19 protein-coding genes are annotated in these 21,488 nt (G+C 63.9%); 15 read left to right on the top strand and 4 right to left on the bottom strand.

What is annotated here, in order from left to right; translation table 11 throughout:
- The first annotated feature begins 3 nt into the window (after positions 1-3).
- From ACLFLU_RS23565 to ACLFLU_RS23505, 13 genes are all read left to right on the top strand, one after another.
- Positions 4-1,143 (top strand): zinc-binding dehydrogenase, encoded by a 1,140-nt coding sequence (locus ACLFLU_RS23565; RefSeq protein WP_426407247.1) that lies wholly within the window; start codon positions 4-6, stop codon positions 1,141-1,143.
- 111 nt (positions 1,144-1,254) lie between these two features.
- Positions 1,255-2,250, top strand: a complete 996-nt coding sequence (locus ACLFLU_RS23560) for an MBL fold metallo-hydrolase (protein WP_426407246.1) — start codon at positions 1,255-1,257, stop codon at positions 2,248-2,250.
- A 182-nt stretch (positions 2,251-2,432) separates the two neighbouring features.
- The gene (locus ACLFLU_RS23555; RefSeq protein ID WP_426407245.1) at positions 2,433-2,984 is read left to right on the top strand and encodes an NADPH-dependent FMN reductase; all 552 of its coding nucleotides are present in this window, start codon (positions 2,433-2,435) and stop codon (positions 2,982-2,984) included.
- Between the two features lie 110 nt (positions 2,985-3,094).
- Positions 3,095-3,412, top strand: a complete 318-nt coding sequence (locus tag ACLFLU_RS23550; protein WP_426407244.1) for an FtsB family cell division protein — start codon at positions 3,095-3,097, stop codon at positions 3,410-3,412.
- Between the two features lie 95 nt (positions 3,413-3,507).
- Positions 3,508-4,887, top strand: coding sequence for a glycerophosphodiester phosphodiesterase family protein (locus ACLFLU_RS23545; protein ID WP_426407243.1), 1,380 nt, complete (start codon positions 3,508-3,510; stop codon positions 4,885-4,887).
- 253 nt (positions 4,888-5,140) lie between these two features.
- On the top strand, positions 5,141-6,163 hold the full coding sequence (gene pdhA, locus ACLFLU_RS23540; protein ID WP_426407242.1) for a pyruvate dehydrogenase (acetyl-transferring) E1 component subunit alpha: 1,023 nt from the start codon (positions 5,141-5,143) through the stop codon (positions 6,161-6,163).
- A 29-nt stretch (positions 6,164-6,192) separates the two neighbouring features.
- Complete coding sequence (locus tag ACLFLU_RS23535; RefSeq protein WP_426407241.1) at positions 6,193-7,575, top strand: pyruvate dehydrogenase complex E1 component subunit beta; 1,383 nt, start codon at positions 6,193-6,195, stop codon at positions 7,573-7,575.
- 3 nt (positions 7,576-7,578) lie between these two features.
- Positions 7,579-7,881 carry a DUF5076 domain-containing protein gene (locus ACLFLU_RS23530; RefSeq protein WP_426407240.1) on the top strand — a complete coding sequence of 101 codons (303 nt, stop codon included), beginning with the start codon at positions 7,579-7,581 and terminating at the stop codon, positions 7,879-7,881.
- 2 nt (positions 7,882-7,883) lie between these two features.
- Positions 7,884-8,336 carry a nucleoside deaminase gene (locus ACLFLU_RS23525; protein ID WP_426407239.1) on the top strand — a complete coding sequence of 151 codons (453 nt, stop codon included), beginning with the start codon at positions 7,884-7,886 and terminating at the stop codon, positions 8,334-8,336.
- 62 nt (positions 8,337-8,398) lie between these two features.
- Positions 8,399-9,748: a pyruvate dehydrogenase complex dihydrolipoamide acetyltransferase gene (locus ACLFLU_RS23520; RefSeq protein ID WP_426407238.1), complete on the top strand. Its 1,350-nt coding sequence runs from the start codon at positions 8,399-8,401 to the stop codon at positions 9,746-9,748.
- A gap of 137 nt (positions 9,749-9,885) precedes the next feature.
- The gene (gene lpdA, locus ACLFLU_RS23515; protein ID WP_426407237.1) at positions 9,886-11,307 is read left to right on the top strand and encodes a dihydrolipoyl dehydrogenase; all 1,422 of its coding nucleotides are present in this window, start codon (positions 9,886-9,888) and stop codon (positions 11,305-11,307) included.
- 198 nt (positions 11,308-11,505) lie between these two features.
- Positions 11,506-12,747, top strand: coding sequence for a threonine synthase (locus ACLFLU_RS23510; protein ID WP_426407236.1), 1,242 nt, complete (start codon positions 11,506-11,508; stop codon positions 12,745-12,747).
- Positions 12,748-12,834: 87 nt separating this feature from the next.
- A complete protein-coding gene (locus ACLFLU_RS23505) occupies positions 12,835-13,806 on the top strand; it encodes a tripartite tricarboxylate transporter substrate binding protein BugD (RefSeq protein WP_426407235.1) in 972 nt (323 codons plus the stop codon).
- 46 nt (positions 13,807-13,852) lie between these two features.
- On the opposite strand, the gene ACLFLU_RS23500 is transcribed toward ACLFLU_RS23505, so the two are convergent.
- The 3 genes from ACLFLU_RS23500 to ACLFLU_RS23490 form a co-directional block, all read right to left on the bottom strand.
- Entirely contained in the window at positions 13,853-14,239 is a 387-nt protein-coding gene (locus ACLFLU_RS23500; protein WP_426414054.1) for a response regulator transcription factor, read from the bottom strand.
- An 87-nt stretch (positions 14,240-14,326) separates the two neighbouring features.
- Positions 14,327-14,992 carry a response regulator transcription factor gene (locus ACLFLU_RS23495; protein ID WP_426407234.1) on the bottom strand — a complete coding sequence of 222 codons (666 nt, stop codon included), beginning with the start codon at positions 14,990-14,992 and terminating at the stop codon, positions 14,327-14,329.
- Complete coding sequence (locus ACLFLU_RS23490; RefSeq protein WP_426407233.1) at positions 14,989-17,421, bottom strand: PAS domain-containing sensor histidine kinase; 2,433 nt, start codon at positions 17,419-17,421, stop codon at positions 14,989-14,991. The genes ACLFLU_RS23495 and ACLFLU_RS23490 overlap by 4 nt, the downstream gene beginning before the upstream one ends.
- A gap of 597 nt (positions 17,422-18,018) precedes the next feature.
- Between ACLFLU_RS23490 and ACLFLU_RS23485 the strand changes: the two genes are divergently transcribed.
- Positions 18,019-18,513 (top strand): hypothetical protein, encoded by a 495-nt coding sequence (locus ACLFLU_RS23485; protein ID WP_426407232.1) that lies wholly within the window; start codon positions 18,019-18,021, stop codon positions 18,511-18,513.
- A 322-nt stretch (positions 18,514-18,835) separates the two neighbouring features.
- Complete coding sequence (locus ACLFLU_RS23480) at positions 18,836-19,048, top strand: hypothetical protein (protein WP_426407231.1); 213 nt, start codon at positions 18,836-18,838, stop codon at positions 19,046-19,048.
- A gap of 84 nt (positions 19,049-19,132) precedes the next feature.
- Here ACLFLU_RS23480 and ACLFLU_RS23475 read toward each other — a convergent pair whose 3' ends face one another.
- Complete coding sequence (locus ACLFLU_RS23475; RefSeq protein WP_426407230.1) at positions 19,133-21,313, bottom strand: transglycosylase SLT domain-containing protein; 2,181 nt, start codon at positions 21,311-21,313, stop codon at positions 19,133-19,135.
- Positions 21,314-21,488: the final 175 nt, after the last annotated feature.

Genomic DNA, 21,488 nt, shown 5'->3' with positions numbered 1-21,488 from the left:
GACATGAGCGACGGCAAGACCGGACTGCAACTGCGTTCGCTGATCAAGAAGAGCGGAGAGCTCGAGATCCTGCTTCTGGACGTGCCGACCCCTGAGCCCGCGGACGACGAGGTCGTCGTCCGCATCGAGGCGGCGCCGATCAACCCGTCCGACCTCGGCCTGCTCGTCGGCGCTGCCGACATGAGCACGGCCAAGGCGTCCGGTACGAAAGAGGCGCCCGTCATCACCGCGAAGGTGCCTGACGGTGCGATGCGCGCGATGGGCGCACGGCTCGACCAATCCCTGCCGGTCGGCAATGAAGGTGCCGGCGTCGTCATCGAGACCGGCTCGTCCGATGCTGCGAAGGCGCTGATGGGCAAGACTGTCGCGATCATCGGCGGCGCCATGTACGCGCAGTACCGGACGCTGAAGGCGAGGGACTGCCAGCCGCTGCCCGAGGGCACGACGGCGGCCGAGGGCGCGTCCTGGTTCGTCAATCCGCTCACTGCGCTCGGCATGACCGAGACGATGCGGCGCGAAGGCCATAAGGCCCTGGTGCACACCGCGGCCGCCTCCAATCTCGGCCAGATGCTGAACAAGATCTGCATCAAGGACGGCATCGGGCTCGTCAACATCGTGCGCAGCAAGGAGCAGGCGGAGATCCTGAAGAAGATCGGCGCCAAGCACGTCGTCGATTCCAGCGCGCCAAGCTTCCTCGACGATCTCACCAATGCGCTGGTCGAGACCGGCGCCACCATCGCCTTCGATGCCATCGGCGGCGGCAAGCTTGCCGGCGACATCCTCAACTGCATGGAAATCGCGATCAACAAGACCGCCAAGGAGTACAGCCGTTACGGCTCCAGCGTGCACAAGCAGGTCTACGTCTACGGCGCGCTCGATATCCGTCCGATCGAACTGCCGCGCGGCTTCGGCATGGCCTGGGGCGTCGGCGGCTGGCTCTTGACTCCGTTCCTGCAGAAGATCGGACCTGCCGACATCGGACGGCTGCGTCAGCGCGTCGTGAGTGAATTGAAGACCACCTTTGCCAGCCACTACACCAAGGTGGTGTCGCTGCAGGAGGCGCTCGATCCCGCCAATATCGCGGTGTACGCCAAACGTGCCACCGGCGAAAAATTCCTCATCAACCCAAATAAATCTTCGTGATCTGCGACCGCAGGTCATCAAAAAGAGGTCTTGCCTTCTGAGCGAAGCGGGAGATTATTCCGCCGCGTTGAAAGCGGAAAAACCGCAACGCGCTCAGAAGGGGACATCTTCATGACCGATCTCAATCGTCGTCACCTGTTTGCAGGCGCCGCTGCAGTCGGCGTGGCCGCCGTCACCGGACTGCGACCAATCGCAACCAATGCCGCGGTGCCGCAAGCCGGCGCGCAGGCGCCGGGCTTCTACCGCTACAAGGTCGGCAGCTTCGAGTGCACCTCGATCAATGACGGTGCGCGCAGCTTCCCGATGCCTGACAAATTCGTCGTCAACATTCCGAAGGAGGAGGCGCTCGCCGCCGCCGACGCAGCCTACATGCCGAAGGGCATGGTCACTGTCCCGTTCAATCCGCAGCTGATCAACACCGGCTCCAAGCTCGTGCTGATCGATACCGGCAACGGCGTCGCCAATCTGGAGCCCAGCAAGGGCGCGGTCGGCCGCACCCTGCAAAATCTGCAGGCCGCCGGCGTCGACCCGAAGAGCATCGACATCGTGCTGCTGTCGCATCTGCATCCGGACCACACCAACGGCATCCGCTTGGCGGACGGCTCGATGGCCTTCCCGAATGCCGAGATCATGGTGCCGGTGAAGGACTGGGAGTTCTGGGCCAGCGAGGAGAACGCGGGCAAGGCCTCCGGCGACATGATGAAGAGCTACTTCGCCAACGTGAAAAAGACCTTCGCCGGCATCGAGTCCAAGCTGACGAAGTACGAATGGGGCAAGGAGGTCGTATCAGGCATCACTTCGATCGCGACGCCCGGCCACACGCCCGGTCACACCTCGTTCGCGGTCGCCTCGGGCGACAAGAAGGTGCTGATCCAGTCCGACGTCACCAACATTCCCGAGCTCTTCCTGCGCAATCCGGACTGGCATGTGGTCTTCGACACCGACGGCGCGCTGGCGCAAGAGACGCGCCACAAGTTCTACGACATGGCTGCAGCCGAGAAGGCGACCGTGGTCGGCTTCCACTTCGCCTTCCCCTCGGTCGGCCATGTCGAGAAGGACGGCGCCAAATACCGCCTGATCCCGTCGGCGTGGAATCCGACGATCTGATCCGTTTGCAGATCTGCACGAAAGATCGGGCCGCCGCTTGGCGGCCCGATTGTTTTGGGCGACCATCTGCTTTCGAGAAACTCAGGATTTCCAAATCGGACCAGTTCATGCACTTGCATCCATTGGCCCGGATCGCTTAAGTGCCGCCCGGCACTTTCCTCTCAAGGTTTCAAGGACAATCCATGGCCTACAATATCGTCGTGATCGCCGGCAGCCTGCGCAAGGACAGCTTTTCGCTGAAGATCGCCAACGCGCTCGCAAAGCTCGCGCCGGCATCTCTCAAGCTCGAGGTCGTCACCCCGGCAGGGATCTCGTTCTTCAACCAGGACCTCGAGGGCGCGCCGCCCGCTGACTGGCTGGCCTTCCGCGAGAAGCTGCAGAAGTCCGACGGCGTCATCTTCGTCACGCCAGAATACAATCGCGCCATCCCGGGCGTGCTCAAGAACGCCATCGACGTCGCCTCGCGGCCCTATGGCAAGAGCTCGTTCAATGGCAAGCCGGTCGGCATCATCTCCAATTCGCCGGGCCCGCTCGGTGGCGTCAGCGCCGCCAAGACGCTGCAGAACATTCTGCCGGGCATTGCCGGCCCGATCCTGCAGCAGCCCGAGATCTACCTGAACGCGGTCGGCGACGCTTTTGATGCCGAAGGCAATCTGGCCAAGGAGTCGCTCAAGCCTGTGCTCCAGGCCTATATCGATGCTTTCGCAGCCCACGTGGCCAAGCATCACGGCTGATACGGTTCGAGCCTCCGTCATGCCCGGGATAAGCCCGGGCATGACGATCCGTAGTGCGGGCAGGGAGAGCGATTAGCACTCCCTTAACCAAGCTGGCCCATCTTGCCAAAATGGTCTCCCGCGCGCGCCTCAAATCGATCCTGACCGGTCTTGCCCTCTATGCGATGGCGGCCGGCATCGTCGGCTATTTCGGGGTCAATGCCTATACCGGCAAGTATGGCCTCAATGCCCGCCAGGAGCTCGACCAGGAGATCATCGCGCTGACGAGCGAGCTCGCCCAGCTCAAGCGCGAGCGCGCCCGGAGCGAGCAGCGCGTCTCGCTGCTGCGCACCGAGAAGATCGACCCCGACATGCTGGATGAACGAGCGCGGTTCCAGCTCGACTATGTCAATCCGCACGATCTCGTTCGGATGATCCCGCAGAACTAAGTCCCTCCGCCTTCCGCCGTCATCCGCCTGTCAGAGTCTTGAGACAAGACGGCACGTCCAGCATTGATGCGATGCTGCGAGGATGGAGGCTTGCGATGATGTACAATCGTTCCCGACGGACGCTGCGTGTTGGAGCGATGCTGTTCGGCGCGGCGCTTCTGCCGCTGTCGATGGCGTGCGCACAGACCGCCCCGGCGCCGTCAGGCGCAAAGCCCTTCCTAACCGTCGACGGAAAGGCGCCGCTGATCCTCGGACATCGCGGCGTGCCGGGGCTGGTGCCCGAAGAGACCGAGGCCTCCTACGATCTCGCTGCCGCGCTCGGAACCGATGCGCTCGAGGAGGACCTGCATCTCACCAAGGATTGCGTCCTGGTCGCGCGCCACAATCCCTGGCTCGCCGACAACACCAACGTGGCTGAGGTGGCGAAGACCAATGCCGCGGTCGCAGCCCGCAAGCGCACAGTGCCCGGCGTGCGCGTCAAGGCGCCGGCTGCTACCGGCGTGCCAGCAGACTACCTCACAGATCTCACTGATCCCTCCGATCCCAAATCGGTGCTGAAGTCATTGATCGTCGACGGCGAGGATCACACCAACGACTGGTCGATCACCGATTTCACCATGGCTGAGCTGAAAGAGTGGATCGGCGGCACGACCTATGACGCGGCCAACGAACGGCCGAAGGTCTTCAACGGCAAATTCCCGGTCATCAGCTTCCAGGACATCCTCGACATCGCCAAGGCCAAGAGCAAGGAGACGGGACGTCCCATCCTGGTCTATCCGGAAACCAAGAACCCGACCTGGAACAATGCCCAGGCCATAGCCAACGGCTGCGGCGCGCCGGGCAGCCGTCCGCTCGAGGATGCCCTGATCAAGATCATCAAGGACAACGGCCTCAACACCAAGGACGCGCCCATCTTCGTTCAGAGCTTTGAGCCCGGCAGCCTGAAATATATGCGCAGCCATGGCCTTCAGACGCGGCAGGTCCAGCTCATCGACGGCAACGGCATCGACTTCAAGGCCGGCAAGGTTCTGCTCAACAACATCACCAATTCCCGTCCTTACGACTGGACCGTTGCGGGTGACGCGCGCCTCTACGATGCGATGCTGACCCCGGTGGGCCTTGCCGAGATCAAGACTTATGCCGATGGCATCGGTCCGTGGAAGCTCTACATCGTACCGGCGAAGATCTCGCCGTGGAAGGACAGCAATGCCGATGGCACATCCTACAAGGGATCGATGCCAGAGGCTTCGACGCAGGAGGCAACCAGCCTGATCGCCGATGCGCACAAGCTCGGCCTGTTCGTGCACGCCTTCACGTTCCGGAACGAGAAGAAATATCTCGCCGCCGACTATCACGCCGATCCGGCCCAGGAATATCTCAAGTTCTTCCGTCTGGGCGTCGACGGGGTCTTCACCGACTTCACGCACACCGGCGTTGCCGCCCGCGCGGCGTATTTGCGCGAGCTGGGCTGGTAAGCCCGAAGGTTCGAATCGGACACGCATCAGGGCTGAGCGCCCGAGATATGCGTGTCCGATGTCGTTGCCTCGTCTGCATGCAGAGCTCTCGCAGGCGCGGAGCTAATGTTGCCTGATCCAGCCGAAAGGTTTTGCAAAATTTCGGCCACGTTGCAGTGCGGCATAATGAAAGTCGCGCCATGCCGCTGCGGTGCTTTCACACGCGATTGAGTTAGGTTAGAGAGGACCTAGATTTCTCTGACCCGGAATTCCCATGGCCGCACCCAAGAAAGCCGCCGCAAGCGCTGAACAGGACAAAACCAACGGCGGTTCGCCCCCGGAGTTCACGAAGGAGCAGGAGCTGAAGGCGCTCCGCGACATGCTCCTGATCCGGCGGTTCGAGGAAAAGGCCGGCCAGCTGTACGGCATGGGTGCGATCGGCGGCTTCTGTCATCTCTATATTGGCCAGGAGGCCGTGGTGGTCGGCATGCAGATGGCCCTGAAAGAGGGCGATCAGGTCATCACCGGCTATCGCGATCACGGACATATGCTTGCCACCGGCATGGAGGCCAACGGCGTGATGGCCGAGCTCACGGGGCGCCGTGGCGGCTATTCCAAGGGCAAGGGCGGCTCCATGCACATGTTCAGCAAGGAGAAGCACTTCTACGGCGGCCACGGCATCGTCGGTGCGCAGGTCTCGCTCGGCACCGGTCTCGCCTTCGCCAACAATTATCGCGGCAATGGCAATGTCAGCGTCACCTATTTCGGCGATGGCGCGGCCAACCAGGGCCAGGTTTATGAGAGCTTCAACATGGCGGAGCTCTGGAAGCTGCCGGTGATCTACGTCATCGAGAACAACCGCTACGCCATGGGCACCGCGGTCTCGCGCGCCTCGGCGCAGCAGGATTTCTCCAAGCGCGGCGTGTCCTTCAACATCCCCGGCAAGCAGGTCGACGGCATGGACGTCCGCGCCGTCAAGGCGGCTGGCGAGGAGGCGGCGGCCTGGTGCCGCGCCGGCAAGGGCCCGTTTATCCTTGAAATGCAGACCTACCGCTATCGCGGCCACTCGATGTCCGACCCGGCGAAATACCGTACGCGCGAGGAGGTCGAGAAGGTCCGTCACGACCAGGACCCGATCGAGCAGGTGCGCAACCGCCTGCTCGCGGCCAAGGTGAGCGAGGCCGACCTCAAGGCGATCGACGCCGAGGTGCGCGACATCGTCAACGCGTCTGCCGACTTTGCCCAGCATGATCCCGAGCCGGATGCCGCCGAGCTCTGGACCGACATTTACCGCTGAACGCGCGCAAGCTTTCTTTTGGAGTCGATATGCCAATTCAAGTGCTGATGCCCGCGTTGTCGCCCACGATGGAAAAAGGCAACCTCGCCAAATGGCTGAAAAAAGAGGGGGAGACGATCAAGTCCGGCGACGTGATCGCCGAGATCGAGACCGACAAGGCCACGATGGAGGTCGAAGCGACCGATGAGGGCACGCTCGGCAAGATCCTGATCCCCGAGGGCACCGCCGACGTTGCCGTCAACACGCCGATCGCCACGATTCTCGCCGACGGCGAGAGCGCTGCCGATCTCGCGAAAGCACCTGCGCCGGCAAAGCCGGCCGCGGAGGCTGCTCCGCCCGCCGCCGCCAAGGCCGAAGCCCCCGCGCCGAGGGCCGCGCCTGCGCCGCAGGCTGTTGCCGAGCCCGATCCGGAGGTGCCCGCCGGCACCGAGATGATCACCCAGACCATCCGCGAAGCGCTGCGCGACGCCATGGCCGAAGAGATGCGCCGCGACGCCGACGTCTTCGTGATGGGCGAGGAGGTCGCCGAATATCAGGGCGCCTACAAGGTGACGCAGGGCCTGCTGCAGGAATTCGGCGCCAAGCGCGTCATCGACACGCCGATCACCGAGCATGGCTTTGCCGGCGTCGGCGTCGGCGCAGCGATGACGGGCCTGAAGCCGATCGTCGAGTTCATGACCTTCAACTTCGCCATGCAGGCGATCGACCAGATCATCAACTCCGCGGCCAAGACGCTCTATATGTCCGGCGGACAGATGGGCTGCTCGATCGTGTTCCGCGGACCGAACGGCGCGGCTGCGCGCGTCGCCGCCCAGCACAGCCAGGATTACTCGGCCTGGTACTCCAACGTCCCGGGCCTGAAGGTCGTCGCGCCGTTCTCGGCCGCCGACTACAAGGGCCTGCTCAAGGCCGCGATCCGCGATCCCAATCCGGTGATCTTCCTCGAGAACGAGATGCTCTACGGCCACACCGGCGAGGTGCCGAAGCTCGACGACTTCGTGATCCCGATCGGCAAGGCGCGGATCGTCCGCTCCGGCAGCCACGTCACGATCATCTCCTGGTCGAACGGCATGACCTATGCGCTGAAGGCGGCTGACGAGCTTGCCAAGGACGGCATCGAGGCCGAGGTCATCGACCTTCGCACGCTACGTCCGATGGACACCGAGACCATCATCAACTCGGTCAAGAAGACCGGCCGTGCCGTCACGGTGGAAGAGGGGTGGGCCCAGAGCGGCGTCGGCGCCGAGATCGCGGCGCGCATCATGGAGCACGCCTTCGACTATCTCGATGCGCCGGTTGCGCGCGTCTCCGGCAAGGACGTGCCGATGCCCTATGCCGCGAACCTGGAGAAGCTCGCACTGCCTTCGGCGGCGGAAGTCGTCGAGGCCGCCAAAGCCGTCTGCTACAGGTAGGCCATGGCAGGCCCGAAGGAGCAGCCACTGCCGCCCGACGTCCTCGCCCGCGACGATGCGGTCGAGATCCTGCGCGTGTTCGTGCTGGATGGCGGGCTGTCGATGGCGTTCCAGCGCGCCTTCGAGGAGCCCGACATGTGGGGCCTGCTGCTCGTCGATCTCGCCCGCCACGCCGCGCGCGCCTATGCGCGCGAGAGCGAATATAGCGAGGAGGACGCGATGAACCGGATCCTCGAGATGTTCCAGGCCGAGATCGAACGTCCCACCGACACCGGCACCACGACGCCGCGCGGAAAGGGACACTGACCGTGGCCGTCGAATCCCACCATTACGATTTCATGCTGGAGGCGATCCGCGAAGCGGAGGCCTCGATCGCGCAAGGCGGCCTGCCGATCGGCGCCGTGCTGACGCGCGACAACAAGATCATCGCCCGCGGCCACAACAACCGCGTGCAGGAGAACAATCCGATCCTTCATGGCGAGATGAGCTGCCTGCGCGAAGCCGGTGCGATCCCGTTCCATGACACCGTCATGTACACCACGCTGTCGCCATGCTCGATGTGTGCCGGCGCGCTCGCTTTGTTCAAGGTCCAACTGGTGGTGATCGGGGAATCCGTCACCTTCCCGGGCTCCAAGGATATTCTCGACAAGTTCGGGATTCCCTGGATCGACCTTGCCGACGACCGCTCCATCACCATGATGAAGAATTGGCGTTCCATCCCCGCCAATGAGCGCCTGTGGCAGGGCGACATCGGCAACTAAACCTGGTCTGTTCGTCCTCGCTCCCGGGGACGACATTTTGAGAAGTTCTTCGTGAGGTCAGCATGCCCATCAACATCCTGATGCCCGCTCTTTCGCCAACGATGGAGAAGGGCAACCTCGCCAAGTGGCTGAAGAAGGAAGGCGACAAGGTCAAATCCGGCGATGTCATCGCCGAGATCGAGACCGACAAGGCCACCATGGAGGTCGAGGCCATCGACGAGGGCACGATCGCCAGGATCCTGGTGCCCGAGGGCACGCAGGACGTCCCGGTCAACGACGTGATCGCGGTGCTCGCCGGCGAGGGCGAGGACGTGAAGGCCGCTGGCGCCGCCAAGCCCAGCGCCTCGGCAGCGCCGCCCAAGGCCGCTGAAGCTCCCGCTGCTGCCGCTCCCGCGCCAGCCGCGCCCAAGGCTGCACCGCCGCCCGCCGCCGCACCGGCACCGCAGGCAGCAGTTCCAGCCGCGCAGAGCAACGGCCATGCTGGCCGTGTGTTCTCATCACCGCTGGCGCGCCGCATCGCCAAGGAAGCCGGCATTGATGTCGGCATGGTCACCGGCACCGGCCCGCACGGCCGTGTCGTTGCGCGCGACGTCGAGCAGGCCAAGTCCGGCAAGGGCCTCAAAGCGCCCGCCGCGGCGCCGTCCGGCGGTGCGCCCTCGATCGCGCCGACCATGTCGGACAAGCAGATCCTGTCGCTGTTCGAGCCGGGCTCCTACGACATCGTCCCGCATGACGGCATGCGCCGCACCATCGCGCAGCGCCTGACCGCGTCGATCCAGAACGTCCCGCACTTCTACCTGACCATCGACTGCGACATCGGCAAGCTCCTCGCCGCACGCGAAGAGATCAATGCGGCCGCTCCGAAGGACAAGGAGAAGAAGCCGCTCTACAAGATTTCCGTCAACGACTTCGTCATCAAGGCGATGGCGGTCGCGCTGCAGAAGATCCCGAACTGCAACGTCAGCTGGACCGAAAGCGGCATGGTCAAGCACCACCATTCGGACGTCGGCGTTGCGGTTGCGATGCCGGGCGGCCTGATCACGCCGATCATCCGCAAGGCCGAGACCAAGACGCTCTCGACCATCTCCAACGAGATGAAGGACTTTGCTGCCCGCGCCCGCTCGCGCAAGCTGAAGCCGGAAGAGTATCAGGGCGGCACCACGGCCGTCTCCAACCTCGGCATGTTCGGCATCAGCCACTTCACGGCGGTGATCAATCCGCCGCACGCCACGATCCTCGCGGTCGGCACCAGCGAGGAGCGGCCCGTCGTGCGCGGCGGCAAGATCGAGATCGCGAACATGATGAGCGTGACCTTGTCCTGCGATCACCGTGCCATCGACGGCGCGCTCGGCGCCGAGCTGATTGGTGCGTTCAAGCAGCTGATCGAAAACCCCGTCATGATGATGGTGTGACGAGAAAATCGCGTCGTCATTGCGAGCGAAGCGAAGCAATCCAGGACGTGACCGGCAGACTGGATTGCTTCGTCGCAAGAGCTCCTCGCAATGACGGTCTCGAACGTTAAGGCCGGTTGGAGCGAGAACGAGCGTACATGGCCGACACATCCTTCGACGTCATCATCATCGGCTCCGGCCCCGGCGGCTATGTTACCGCGATCCGCGCTGCGCAGCTCGGCTTCAAGGTCGCGATCGTCGAGAAATCCTATCTCGGCGGCATCTGCCTGAACTGGGGCTGCATCCCGACCAAGGCGCTGCTGCGCTCGGCCGAGATCTACCACTACATGCAGCACGCCAAGGATTACGGCCTGTCGGCCGATAACGTCTCGTTCGACCCGAAGGCGGTGGTGCAACGATCGCGCGGCGTCTCGAAGCGGCTGAACGACGGCGTCGGCTTCCTGATGAAGAAGAACAAAGTGAGCGTGATCTGGGGCGCCGCCTCGATCGACGCGCCCGGCAAGGTCACGGTGAAGAAGTCCGACGTCGAGGGTCCCAAGGGCTCGCTGGGCGAGGGGACTTATCAGGCAAAACATATCATCGTTGCGACCGGCGCGCGGCCGCGCGTGCTGCCGGGGCTCGAGCCCGACAAGAAGCTGATCTGGACCTATTTCGAGGCGATGGTGCCGGAGCGGATGCCGAAATCGCTGCTGGTGGTCGGCTCGGGCGCGATCGGCATCGAGTTCGCCTCGTTCTTCCACACCATGGGCTCGGATGTCACCGTCGTCGAGGTGCTGCCGCAAATCCTCCCTGCCGAGGACGCGGAGATTGCCGGTCTCGCGCGAAAACGCCTGGAGAAGCAGGGCATCAAGATCATGTCTTCGACCAAGGTGACAAAACTGGAGAAGAAAGCCGACAGCGTCGTCGCCACCATCGACGACGGCAAGGGCAAGCCCGTCACCACCGAGTTCGAGCGCGTGATCTCCGCGGTCGGCGTCGTCGGCAACATCGAGAATCTCGGGCTGGAAAAGCTCGGCGTCAAGACTGACCGCGGCTGCATCGTGATCGACGGCTACGGCAAGACCAACGTCCCCGGCATCTACGCCATCGGCGACGTCGCCGGTCCGCCCATGTTGGCCCACAAGGCCGAGCATGAAGGCGTGATCTGCGTCGAGGCGATCAAGGGCCTGCATCCGCATCCCATGGACAAGAACCTGATCCCCGGCTGCACCTATTGCCAGCCGCAGGTCGCCTCCGTCGGCCTCACCGAAGCCAAGGCCAAGGAGAACGGCCGCGAGATCCGCGTCGGCCGCTTCCCCTTCGTCGGCAACGGCAAGGCGATTGCGCTGGGCGAGGATCAGGGCCTGGTCAAGGTGATCTTCGACAAGAAGACCGGCCAGCTGCTCGGCGCCCACATGGTCGGCGCTGAAGTGACCGAGCTGATCCAGGGCTACGTCGTCGCCATGAATCTGGAGACCACGGAAGAAGAGCTGATGCACACGGTGTTCCCGCATCCGACCCTGTCGGAGATGATGAAGGAAGCCGTGCTGGATGCCTACGGGCGGGTGTTGAATATTTGACGATCGAACGGCGGCGCCGTGCCCGATCCGTCATCCTGAGGTGCGAGCAAAGCGAGCCTCGAAGGATGCACGGCCGAGATGCGGCAGCCGGGCTCGTCGCCCTTCGAGGCTCTCCATACGGCGCGTTGCGCCGCATGGCTCGCACCTCAGGGTGACGGATCAAATACGGAATGCAGAATAACAAAAGGGAATGAACCCATGCACGACAACGACAACCTGACCATCGAACGCCCGACCTTCGTCACCCATCTCGAATGCGCGATGGAGGGCGATCATTACGCGGCCGATCAGGTCCACAACCTCTCCAAGGCCGGCAAGCCGCTCTTGGTGCGTTACGACCTTGCCGGCGTGAAGAAGGCGCTGACCAAGGACGCGCTCGCACAGCGCCCCGCAGACATGTGGCGCTACCGCGAGCTGCTGCCGGTGCGCAAATGCAAGGACATCGTCTCGCTCGGCGAAGTCACCACGCCGCTGATCCGGCTGCCCAAGCTCGGCAAGAAGCTCGGCGGCGGCGAGATCATCGTGAAGGACGAGGGACGGCTGCCGACCGGCTCGTTCAAGGCGCGCGGCCTCGTGATGGCGGTGTCGATGGGCAAGGCGCTCGGCATCAAGCACATGGCGATGCCGACCAACGGCAATGCCGGCGCGGCGCTTGCGGCCTACGCGACGTCCTGCGGCATCAAGACCACGATCTTCTGCCCGGCCGATACGCCGGAGGTGAACGTCAGCGAGATCGAGCTGCAGGGCGCGACCGTCTACCGCGTCAACGGCTATATCGACGATTGCGGCAAGATCGTCGGCGAGGGCAAGGCGAAGGTCGGCTGGTTCGACACCTCGACATTGAAGGAGCCGTACCGGATCGAAGGCAAGAAGACGATGGGCCTCGAGCTTGCCGAGCAGCTCAACTGGGACGTGCCCGACGTGATCTTCTATCCGACCGGCGGCGGCACCGGCCTGATCGGCATGTGGAAGGCCTTTGACGAGCTGGAAAAGATCGGCTTCATCGGCTCGAAGCGTCCGCGCATGGTCGCGGTGCAGGCGTCGGGCTGCGCGCCGATGGTGCGCGCCTATGAGGCCGGCACCGAGCACGCCACGCGCTGGGAGGACGCTCACACCATCGCATCCGGCATTCGCGTGCCGCAGGCGATCGGCGACTTCCTGATTTTGCGCGCCGTTCGCGAGAGCAAGGGATTTGCCATCGCCGTCGACGACGACAAGATTTCGGCAGCGCTGAACGAAGTGGCGCGCGAGGAGGGGCTGTTGCTGTGCCCCGAGGGCGCCGCGACCTATGCTGCCTACAAGGATAGCCTCGCCGACGGCCGCGTCAGCAAGACCGACCGCGTGATGCTGTTCAACTGCGCCACCGGCCTCAAATACCCGCTGCCGCCGGTGACCCGCACGCTCGATCGCCATAAGCCGATCGACTATTCGCAATTCTAGCGCGTCATTTCGTCTCTTCACGAACGAACCCTCTTCCCGTACGCGGGAAGAGACAAGAACAAGAACGATATCGTTGGGGAGAGTACAATGAACAAGGCCGTCTGGGCCGGGCTGATCGGCATTCTCGCTTTTGCAGGCATCGCGCGCGCCGACGACTATCCCTCGCGCCCAATCACCATCATCGTTCCCTTCGCGGCCGGCGGTCCCTCCGATGCGATGGCGCGTGTGCTCGCCGAGCGGATGCGCCAATCGCTCGGACAGGCTCTGGTGATCGAGAACGTCACCGGAGCCGGCGGCTCGATCGGTGTCGGCCGCGCCGTGCATTCGGCGCCGGACGGCTACACCATCTCGTTCGGCCATCTCGGCACGCATGTTGCCAATGGCGCGGTCTACAAGCTCAATTACGATCTCGTCGCCGATCTCGAGCCGGTGGTGCTGCTTCCGAGCAATCCGATGATCGTGGTCAGCAAGAACGCGGTGCCCGCGACTTCGCTGAAGGAACTGCTGGAATGGCTGAAATCGCGGCCGTCGCCGCCGACCGCCGGCACTGCGGGCGCAGGCTCCGGCAGCCACATCGCCGGCGTCTATTTCGAGAGCGTCTCCGGCATCAAGCTGCAATACGTACCGTATCGCGGCACCGCCCCCGCGCTGAACGATTTGATCGCCGGCCAGATCGACGTCATCGTCGACCAGACCTCCAACTCCATCAACCAGGTCCGCGCCGGCACCATCCGCGCCTACGCCATCACCGACGACAAGCGTCTCGCCTCGGCGCCCGACATCCCGACCGCGGATGAAGCCGGCCTGAAGGGCTTCAACATGACGCTGTGGTCAGGCCTGTGGGTGCCGAAGGGCACGCCGAAGGAAATCGTCACCAGGCTCAATGCAGCCGCCGTCGAAGCGCTGAACGATCCCGCCGTGAAGAAGCAGCTCGAAAGCCAGGGCCTCGAGATGACGCCCAAGGATCAGCTCACGCCGGAGGCGCTCGGCGCGCGGCAGAAAGCCGAGATCGCGAAGTGGTGGCCGATCATCAAGGCGGCGAACATTACGGTGGATTGACGCAACGTGCTTCCGGCTATGGGTGGGCCTCCAGGGCGCGGACACGTCACGTCGTAGCTTTTCCGGGACCCGACAGAGCTGTCTCCAGGCATTGAAGCAGGGTCGGCGTGGAAAACGGCTTGGCGAGAAAGCAGATCGCGCCGGCCTTCAGCGCGCGGGCGCGCACGGCGTCGTCGGGAAAAGCCGTCATGAAGATGAATGGTGTGAGGTGCCCGAGGTCGCGCATATGCATCAACAGATCGACGCCGCTCATGACCGACATCTGCACATCCGCGATCACGCAGGAGATCTTATCGAATTCGCCGGATTGGAGAAATTCGTGAGCGGAGCCAAAGGTGTAGACCGTGTATCCCCGCGACGTCAGGAGGTTGTTCGTCGCAAGGCGAACGGATGGATCATCATCAATGACGGAAATAATCGGAGGCACTGACAATATGATCGCTCCTGATAGGGGAGCCACCGGCCGCGACACGGCCGCCCACCGGAAGGTGGGCCCCCGGAGCGAGATTGGGAAGCATACTTAGGTTTGCAGGTTTCCCCTCGTGCGCGGGATCCCGAGCGCGTCGGTCATTCTGACGAGATCGGCCAATGACTTGGCGCCCATTTTCCGCATGATCTGCCCGCGATAGATCTTGACGGTGATCTCGGCCAATCCCAGCTCGGCGGCGACCTGCTTGTTCATCAGGCCGGACGCGACCAGGCTGAGGACGTCGCGCTGGCGCGCGCTCAGGGTCTCGAAGCGGGATCGCACGCCCGAGACCGACTTCTCGGCATCGCGCCGCTTGCGGTCCCGTTCGAGCGCGGCCTGCACCGCATCCAGTATGTCCTGGTCGCGTACCGGCTTGGTCAGGAAATCGACAGCGCCGCTCTTCATGGCCCTGACGGTCATGGGAATATCGCCATGACCGGTGATGAAGATGATAGGCGTGTAAATGTTGGCCTTGGCGAGGTCGGCCTGAAGGTCGAGGCCGCTCAAGCCCGGCAGGCGAATGTCGAGCACGAGGCAACTGGGGACCGCCAGCGGCTTGGCGTCCATGACCTCCGCCGCTGAGCCGAAGGCTTCGACCTTGAGACCAACCGATTGAAAGAGATTGGTGAGCGCGCGGCGCATCGACGGATCGTCATCGACGATCAAAACGATCGGTTCATCGGCATTCGCCTGCGCCTGCTTGGCATGATCAGTCACGACATGTCCTTGTGCTGCAAGGGCAGGGCGATCTGGAATGTTGCTCCACTCCCTTCATTGGGGAAGGCCGAAAGCCGTCCTGCGTGAGCCTCGATGATTGATCGGCAGATCGAGAGGCCCATGCCCAGGCCGCCCGATTTCGTGGTGAAGAAGGGCGTGAAGATGCGGTCCGTCACGTCCTTGCCGAGGCCGACGCCGCGATCCGTCACGGTGAGGAGCAGGCGGCGATCGCCGTCTTCGTCCGCATGGCTGGAGCGGATCGCCAGCTCGCGCGGGCGGTCGACATTGGCCTGCATGGCCTCGATCCCGTTTATCACCAGGTTGATCAGGACCTGCTGGAGCTGGATCCGGTCGCCGCAAATCCTGGGCAGGTCGGACGCCAGCTCCATCCGCACCGATACGGCATTGGTGGCGAGCTCGCGCCGAACGAGTGCCACGGCCTCCCTGACGACCTGGTTGATGTCGAGCGGAATCACCTCGATCTCGGTCTTCTTCGCCAGCGCCCTGATCCGGCGGATCACCTCGCTGGCCCGATTGGCGTCCTCGACGATCCATTCCGCCGAACGGCGTGCAGCCGTCAGATCGGCGGGCTCGCGGCCGAGCCAGCTGATGCAGGCGTCCGCATTGGAGATCACGGCGGCAAGAGGCTGGGTGATTTCATGGGCAATCGAGGCGGTGAGTTCGCCGAGCATCGTCACGCGCGTGACATGGGTGAGCTCGGCTTGCGCCTTGCGCAGCGCTTCTTCGGCCTGCTCGGTTCGGATCGCCGACGTCACGTCGCTGCTGACGCCGCGATAGCCGAGAAAGCTGCCGCTTGCATCATGGAACGGCTTGCCGCTGGTGCGCACATAGATTGGATGTCCGTTGCGATCTCTGCTGCGGTAGACCAAATCGCGGAACGGAAGATGGGCATCGAGCGCCAGGCGATGCTGCTCCCACTTCTCGGGCTCGAGCTCGGCATCGGGCGGAACGTCCCAACGTGTCAGGCCGATCAGACCGGTCGGCGCAGCCGTGGACGTGTCGGCATGTTCCGATATGTGCGTGATGCGGTGATCCGGCCCGGTCTCCCAGAACCAGTCCGACGCGGTTTCGGCATAGTCGCGGAATCGCTGCTCGGATGTCTTGAGCTCGTCGAATGCCCTTTGCAGCGCCTCCTTGGCCGCGAACTGTTCGGTGACGTCGACATGCGTGCCGATGATTTCCATCACCTCGCCGTCGCTGCCGATGACGGGATGACCCTCCGTGTGGACGCGCCTGATCGAGCCGTCCGGACGCGCAATCCGAAAGTCGATCTGGAAGGGCTCCTTTTGCCGGACGGCCTGACGCTCCACCTCGGCAATCCGTCGAAAATCTTCAGGCAGGATACGCTGCTGGAAATCCCGTGCCGGTACGTCGATCTGGTCCGGTTCAAATCCGAACAGGCGGAAAAGCTCGGCCGATCTGTAAGCGAATTCCTGACGACGCACGTCCCAGGCCCAGCTGCTCGTATGGCTGAGGCGCTGGGCTTCGGCCAAATAGGCCTCGCTGCGACGCAGCCTCTCTTCCGCCTCCTTTGCAACCGTGACATCAGTGATGGCCCCGACAAATTCGATGCGCCCGGATGCGTGTCGCACCGCGCGTGCCACCGAATGGAGATATTTGACCGATCCATCCGGCATCAGCAGGCGATATTCGTGGTCGAGATTCTCCGCTTCGACGGAAGCCCGATCAAGGGTTCTTCTGACCCTGTCGCGATCTTCCGGATGGATGCGCTGAAAGACGAAGTTAAGGGTCGGCTTCGTCGCCGGGTCACATTGGAAGATGCGAAAGGTCTCCCTCGACCAGACGGCATCGCCCGTCGCGAGGCTGAGGCCGAAGCTGCCGGTGTGGCTCAGTTCCTGCGCATGGGCGAGGTAGGCCTCGCTTTGCCGCAGCGCATCCTCCGCCTCCTTGCGCTGGGTGATGTTCTCGCAGGCGACCAGCACCATGGGCGTGCCGTCGGGGCGCAGCATGGCCTTGGCGTTTTCACGGACCCAGAGGATCGAGCCATCCTTCCGGATCTTGCGAATCTCCCAGGTGTGCGGCTGGTCCACTGTCTCCAGGCACAACGCGATGCACCGGCGGACGGAGTCGTGGTCTTCCTCGAAGAAGACGTTGAGCACGGATTGGCCGATCAGGTCGGCCGCCTTGTAGCCCAGCTGTGCAGCGCCAAACGTATTCACGTTGAGCACCGTTCCGGCCGGGTCGACCATGAAGTACATGACCGGATTGTGCTCGAACACCTCGCGCCATTGCTTCACGGCGTCGCGCAGATCGATGTCTTGCAGCGAGCCTTCTGCGAGCGCGGGCTTGTCCTTCTCGCCGTTGCCGAATGATCGAAGCGCCGCAAGGCCGCCGAGCAGGAATTGTGCGGCCGAATTTCCAAATTTCGCGATCTGGCCAGGCATCATCGCAGCCGTCCCGGCGCGCTGGGGGCCAAGCGAGTAGAGCACTTTGCCACAACAGGGGCAATTCCCTCCGGCCAAAGCCGGACTCTGCGCGAAACTCGCGGGCGCCGTGCAGCTTGCGCGCCTTGCGCCGTCTCGTTGCGCAGTTCCGGAAAACTACGGGACAAACCTACGTATAGCTCGCGCATCCCTAGTTCTAGCGCGCATTTACCTCCGTACAATTGAGCGATCCGCTGCACGCGGCCTAGGATAAGTCCAATCGAGAGGAGTCGATTGCGGAGCACAAATTGCCGGGACGCTAGGTGTGCTGCACCGAAAGAGACGGGCCCTGCCTCCGCCACTCTGACCTGCCGGATGAATTGGCAGGTCGCGATTGAGAAGCCGCATTTTCCGTGACGAACGTGGGACCGTGCCTCAGTGCACGAGGACCCATGAGAGGCCAAGAGGAGAGGATGATGTGCGATAGGCCTGAACACTCCGAGCGCCGTCCCGACGCAAAGGGCTGTGCTGTCTGTGCCGGGAAGTTTGGCCTGATCCGATACTATTCCTGGCGAACGCCGCTCTGCTCGAGGAAATGTCTCGATCGTTTCAGGGCGCGCCGTGAGCGCGACCGCCGCTGGCTGTTCCGATTTCAGGCAGCGTGAGCACCAGCCGCAGGAATCGCTCCACCAGGAAACTTCCGAATTAGGAGGCTGTGTGTTGAACCGTGTTGGCAAGCTCCTCCTGGCGATCGCGCTGCCGCTTCCCCTGATGACGGGCGTGAAGGCCGACGAGGCTGGGCAGGATGCTGCACACCGTCACCATCCGCCTCAGGACGAGCTTCTGCACGAGAAGTTTTATTCGAGCTGGCACATGCCCGACAATCCGGTGCTGAGCTGCTGCAACAGCGCGGATTGCTACCCGACCGAAATCCGCTACGTCGATGGCAAGATCTACGCGCGGCGCCGGGAAGACGGCAAATACATCCTGATCCCGGTCCAGAAAGTCGAGCGAAACAGGGACAATCCCGACGGCCGCAACCATCTTTGCGCGCCGCCGCCATCCGCTTCCCTGGTCGATACGGTCTATTGCTTCGCGCTGGGAGGTGCCACGTGAGGTTCATATTGGTGAACGGGCGGACCCCTTTCCGCAAGACGTTCTGTCTGTGGTGCTGCGAGGAGATCAGCGACGCCTATTTGCGCGACGTCCGAACGCTGCTGCCCTACTGCAACCACGAATGCTACGCGCGTCATCACGAAGCGGTGGCGTGGATCGGAGGGCGCGCGCGAGTAGCGTCTTGAGGAGAGAGCCGGTCGAGGCGGCAGGAGAGGACACGACATTGAGATTCATGCTGGTCAATCAGGAATCACCTCGCCTCGGCGCCACCTGTAGCGCCTGCGCCCGGCCGCTGGGCGCGAGTTACCTCCGGCATGCGTCCATGCAAGCGCGGTACTGCGACTATGACTGCTACCGGCAGCAGACGGCCATGGGGGTATTCTGGCCCTACCGCAGTTCGCTCGAGACGATCACGGTGCTCTCGGCCATTTCGGCCTGGAGCTTGATGATGCAGATGGGCGCACTCTCGCGCTCGCTGACCGAGGCCTATCTGCGCGCGCACGACCTTCTGACCACGGAAGGAGGTGACGGCTAACCCCACGATGCCGGCCGCGCAGAGCCGTCGGCCGCAGTCACCCCGTCCAGCCTCGCGCCGCGTTCCAGCCCCGGCGGTGCGGGCCTAGGGCGAGGGGGCTGCGGCCGATGCCGTCGGTGCCGCGCTCAGGTCTTGTGCCGTGACACGCCGGTCGTCCTTTCCCGCCATCACGCCGCGGCCCTCGAATCGGGCGCGGTACACCAGCACGTTCTCCATCACCCGCTGCACGTAGTTGCGCGTCTCCGACAGCGGGATGCGCTCGACCCAGTCGACCGGATCGATCTTGGGATCTCTGGGATCGCCGTGTGCCTGCACCCATTCGCGCACGCGGCCGCGGCCGGCATTGTAGCCGGCGAAGGTCATGATCTGGCTGCCGCGATATTCCGACAGCAGTGCACTGAGCTCGGCTGCGCCCATCTGCGTGTTGTAGACGGGATCGGAGACCATCCTGTCCCAGTCATAGGTCAGGCCGAAGCGTTTTGCGGTGTCGCGGCCGGCTTCCGGCGTGACTTGCATCAGGCCGACGGCGTTCGCAGCCGACTTGTCGCGCTGGTTGAACGAGCTCTCGGTGCGCGCCACCGAATAGATCACGCTGGTCTCGATCGCGGGCGCAACCTGCTTGTGCTCGGGGATGCCGATGGTCGGGAAGGCGTAATGGTCGAGCGCAAGCCCGCGCGCCAGCGCCGACTTGCCGACCTCCAACATGACGCGCGCATCGTTGCGTCGGCCGGCGAGCTCGGCGAGCGCTTCGAGCGCCGCGACGTCGGTGCTCTCCTTGGCGAAATCCTCGGCGTAGTAATACACCGTGTCGCGCTCGCCGATGCCGTACAGCATGTCGGCGGCGCGCACGCGCTCGTCTGTGGGCGGCGTGCCGGCGGAAGCCAGCACGGGCGAGGGCGCGCGCAGCTCGACTCCCTCGAGGCCAAGCCGTGCACGGGCAAGCTGGCCGTAATAGGCGGTCGGATAGCGCGCGGCCGCCTTGTAGCTCTGCTGCGCATCGGCGACGGCGCCCATCGCCTCGGCCGCACGGCCGCGCCAGTAATGAGCGCGCGACAGCGCGAGCGGATTGGGCGAGCCCTCGTCGATCGCCGCAAAGTGCGTCATCGCGGTCCTGGGATCGTCGAGGTAGCGCAGCGCGATCCAGCCGCACATGAAGTGATAGTCGACGCGATAGACTTCCATTGCCGGCACCGCGGCCGCGCGCACGACGTCATACGCCGTCCTGGATTTGCCCTGGTCGAGCAGTTTTCGCGCCAGCAGGCGGCGCTCGCGCCACCAGGCATCGGTATCCTGCGCCGCCATGGTGTCGGGCGCGGCAGCGAGGATCACCTCGGCCGCATCGTCGATGCGGTCCTTCTGCAAGTGCCACTGCGCGCGGCACAGGACGTAGCCGAGGTCGCGGCGTGCATCCGCCGGCACGTCGTCGAGATAGTCCTTGGCCTTGTTCTCCTTGCCATTGACCGCGGCGCAGGCCTTGACGATCGCGAGCGAGTCCTCGCCGAGCCGCTTGGCCGCGCGCCTTGCTCCGGCATAGTCCTTGGCGCCGAGGCGCTTGTCCATGCGGGCGCGATGATCATCCGCGGTGAGGAGATCGCGGAACGCTGCATAGGAATCTTCCTCGCTACGTTCGGACAACTCCTCCGAACGCCAGGCCTCGCGCACCAGACGTGCGGCCCTGTCGCTGTCGCCTTCGGCGATGAGCACGCGGGCGAGCGCGAAATTGCCCTTGGCGCTGGTCGGCCGGTCCATCGTGAAGGCGTGCACGGTGACCGCGTCGCTCTTCTCCTGCCACAGCTGCGCTTCGGCGCGCCGGCGCAGCAGCGCGGCGCTCGGCCAATCCGGATTGGCGGCGAGGAAGGCGGCGTAGCGTTTGAAATTCGCCGTGCTCTCGGAATGGCGCAGCATGAACCAGTCGGCGAGCTTTTGTCCGGCGGGATCGGCAATGCGGTCGCGCGCCGCGGTCGCGTCATCGGACTTGCCCTTGCGCGCGAGGTCGATGGCGTCTTTGAGCGCGGCGAGGTCGCCGGTCAGCGGCGGCGGTGCGGGTTTGTCCGCGGGCTCGTCGTTCTGCTTCTTCGATTTGCGCTTGGCCGCAGCATGCCGCTGCTTGCCGGACTTGCTGCTCGCCTTGCTGACGGATTTGGCCTCATGCGTCTTCTTCGACGCAGATGACTTATGACTGCTCTTCGCTGCCAGCTCGGCGGGAAGGAGGGCCAATGCGGCCACGGCAACGACACACGCGAGCGAGCGTAGGCACTGGTTCATTCGATGGTCCCCCTGCGAAACCACTACAAACCAAGGTCCGCGACGACATGCGGCTCGAGAATCAATGACGACACCAAAACGATGGCACGACATCGTTTCGCATTCCTCACGCTCTCGCAACAATGCGGCAAAATACGGATGGAAAGCGGGAACCCGTGCAACGGGGGATCGAGCA

It is taken from the genome of Bradyrhizobium ganzhouense (genome assembly GCF_049949285.1).
Taxonomy (GTDB): Bacteria; Pseudomonadota; Alphaproteobacteria; order Rhizobiales; family Xanthobacteraceae; genus Bradyrhizobium; species Bradyrhizobium ganzhouense.
Note: the sequence above shows the minus strand (reverse complement) of the source record. Positions and strands in the feature narration are given on the sequence as shown.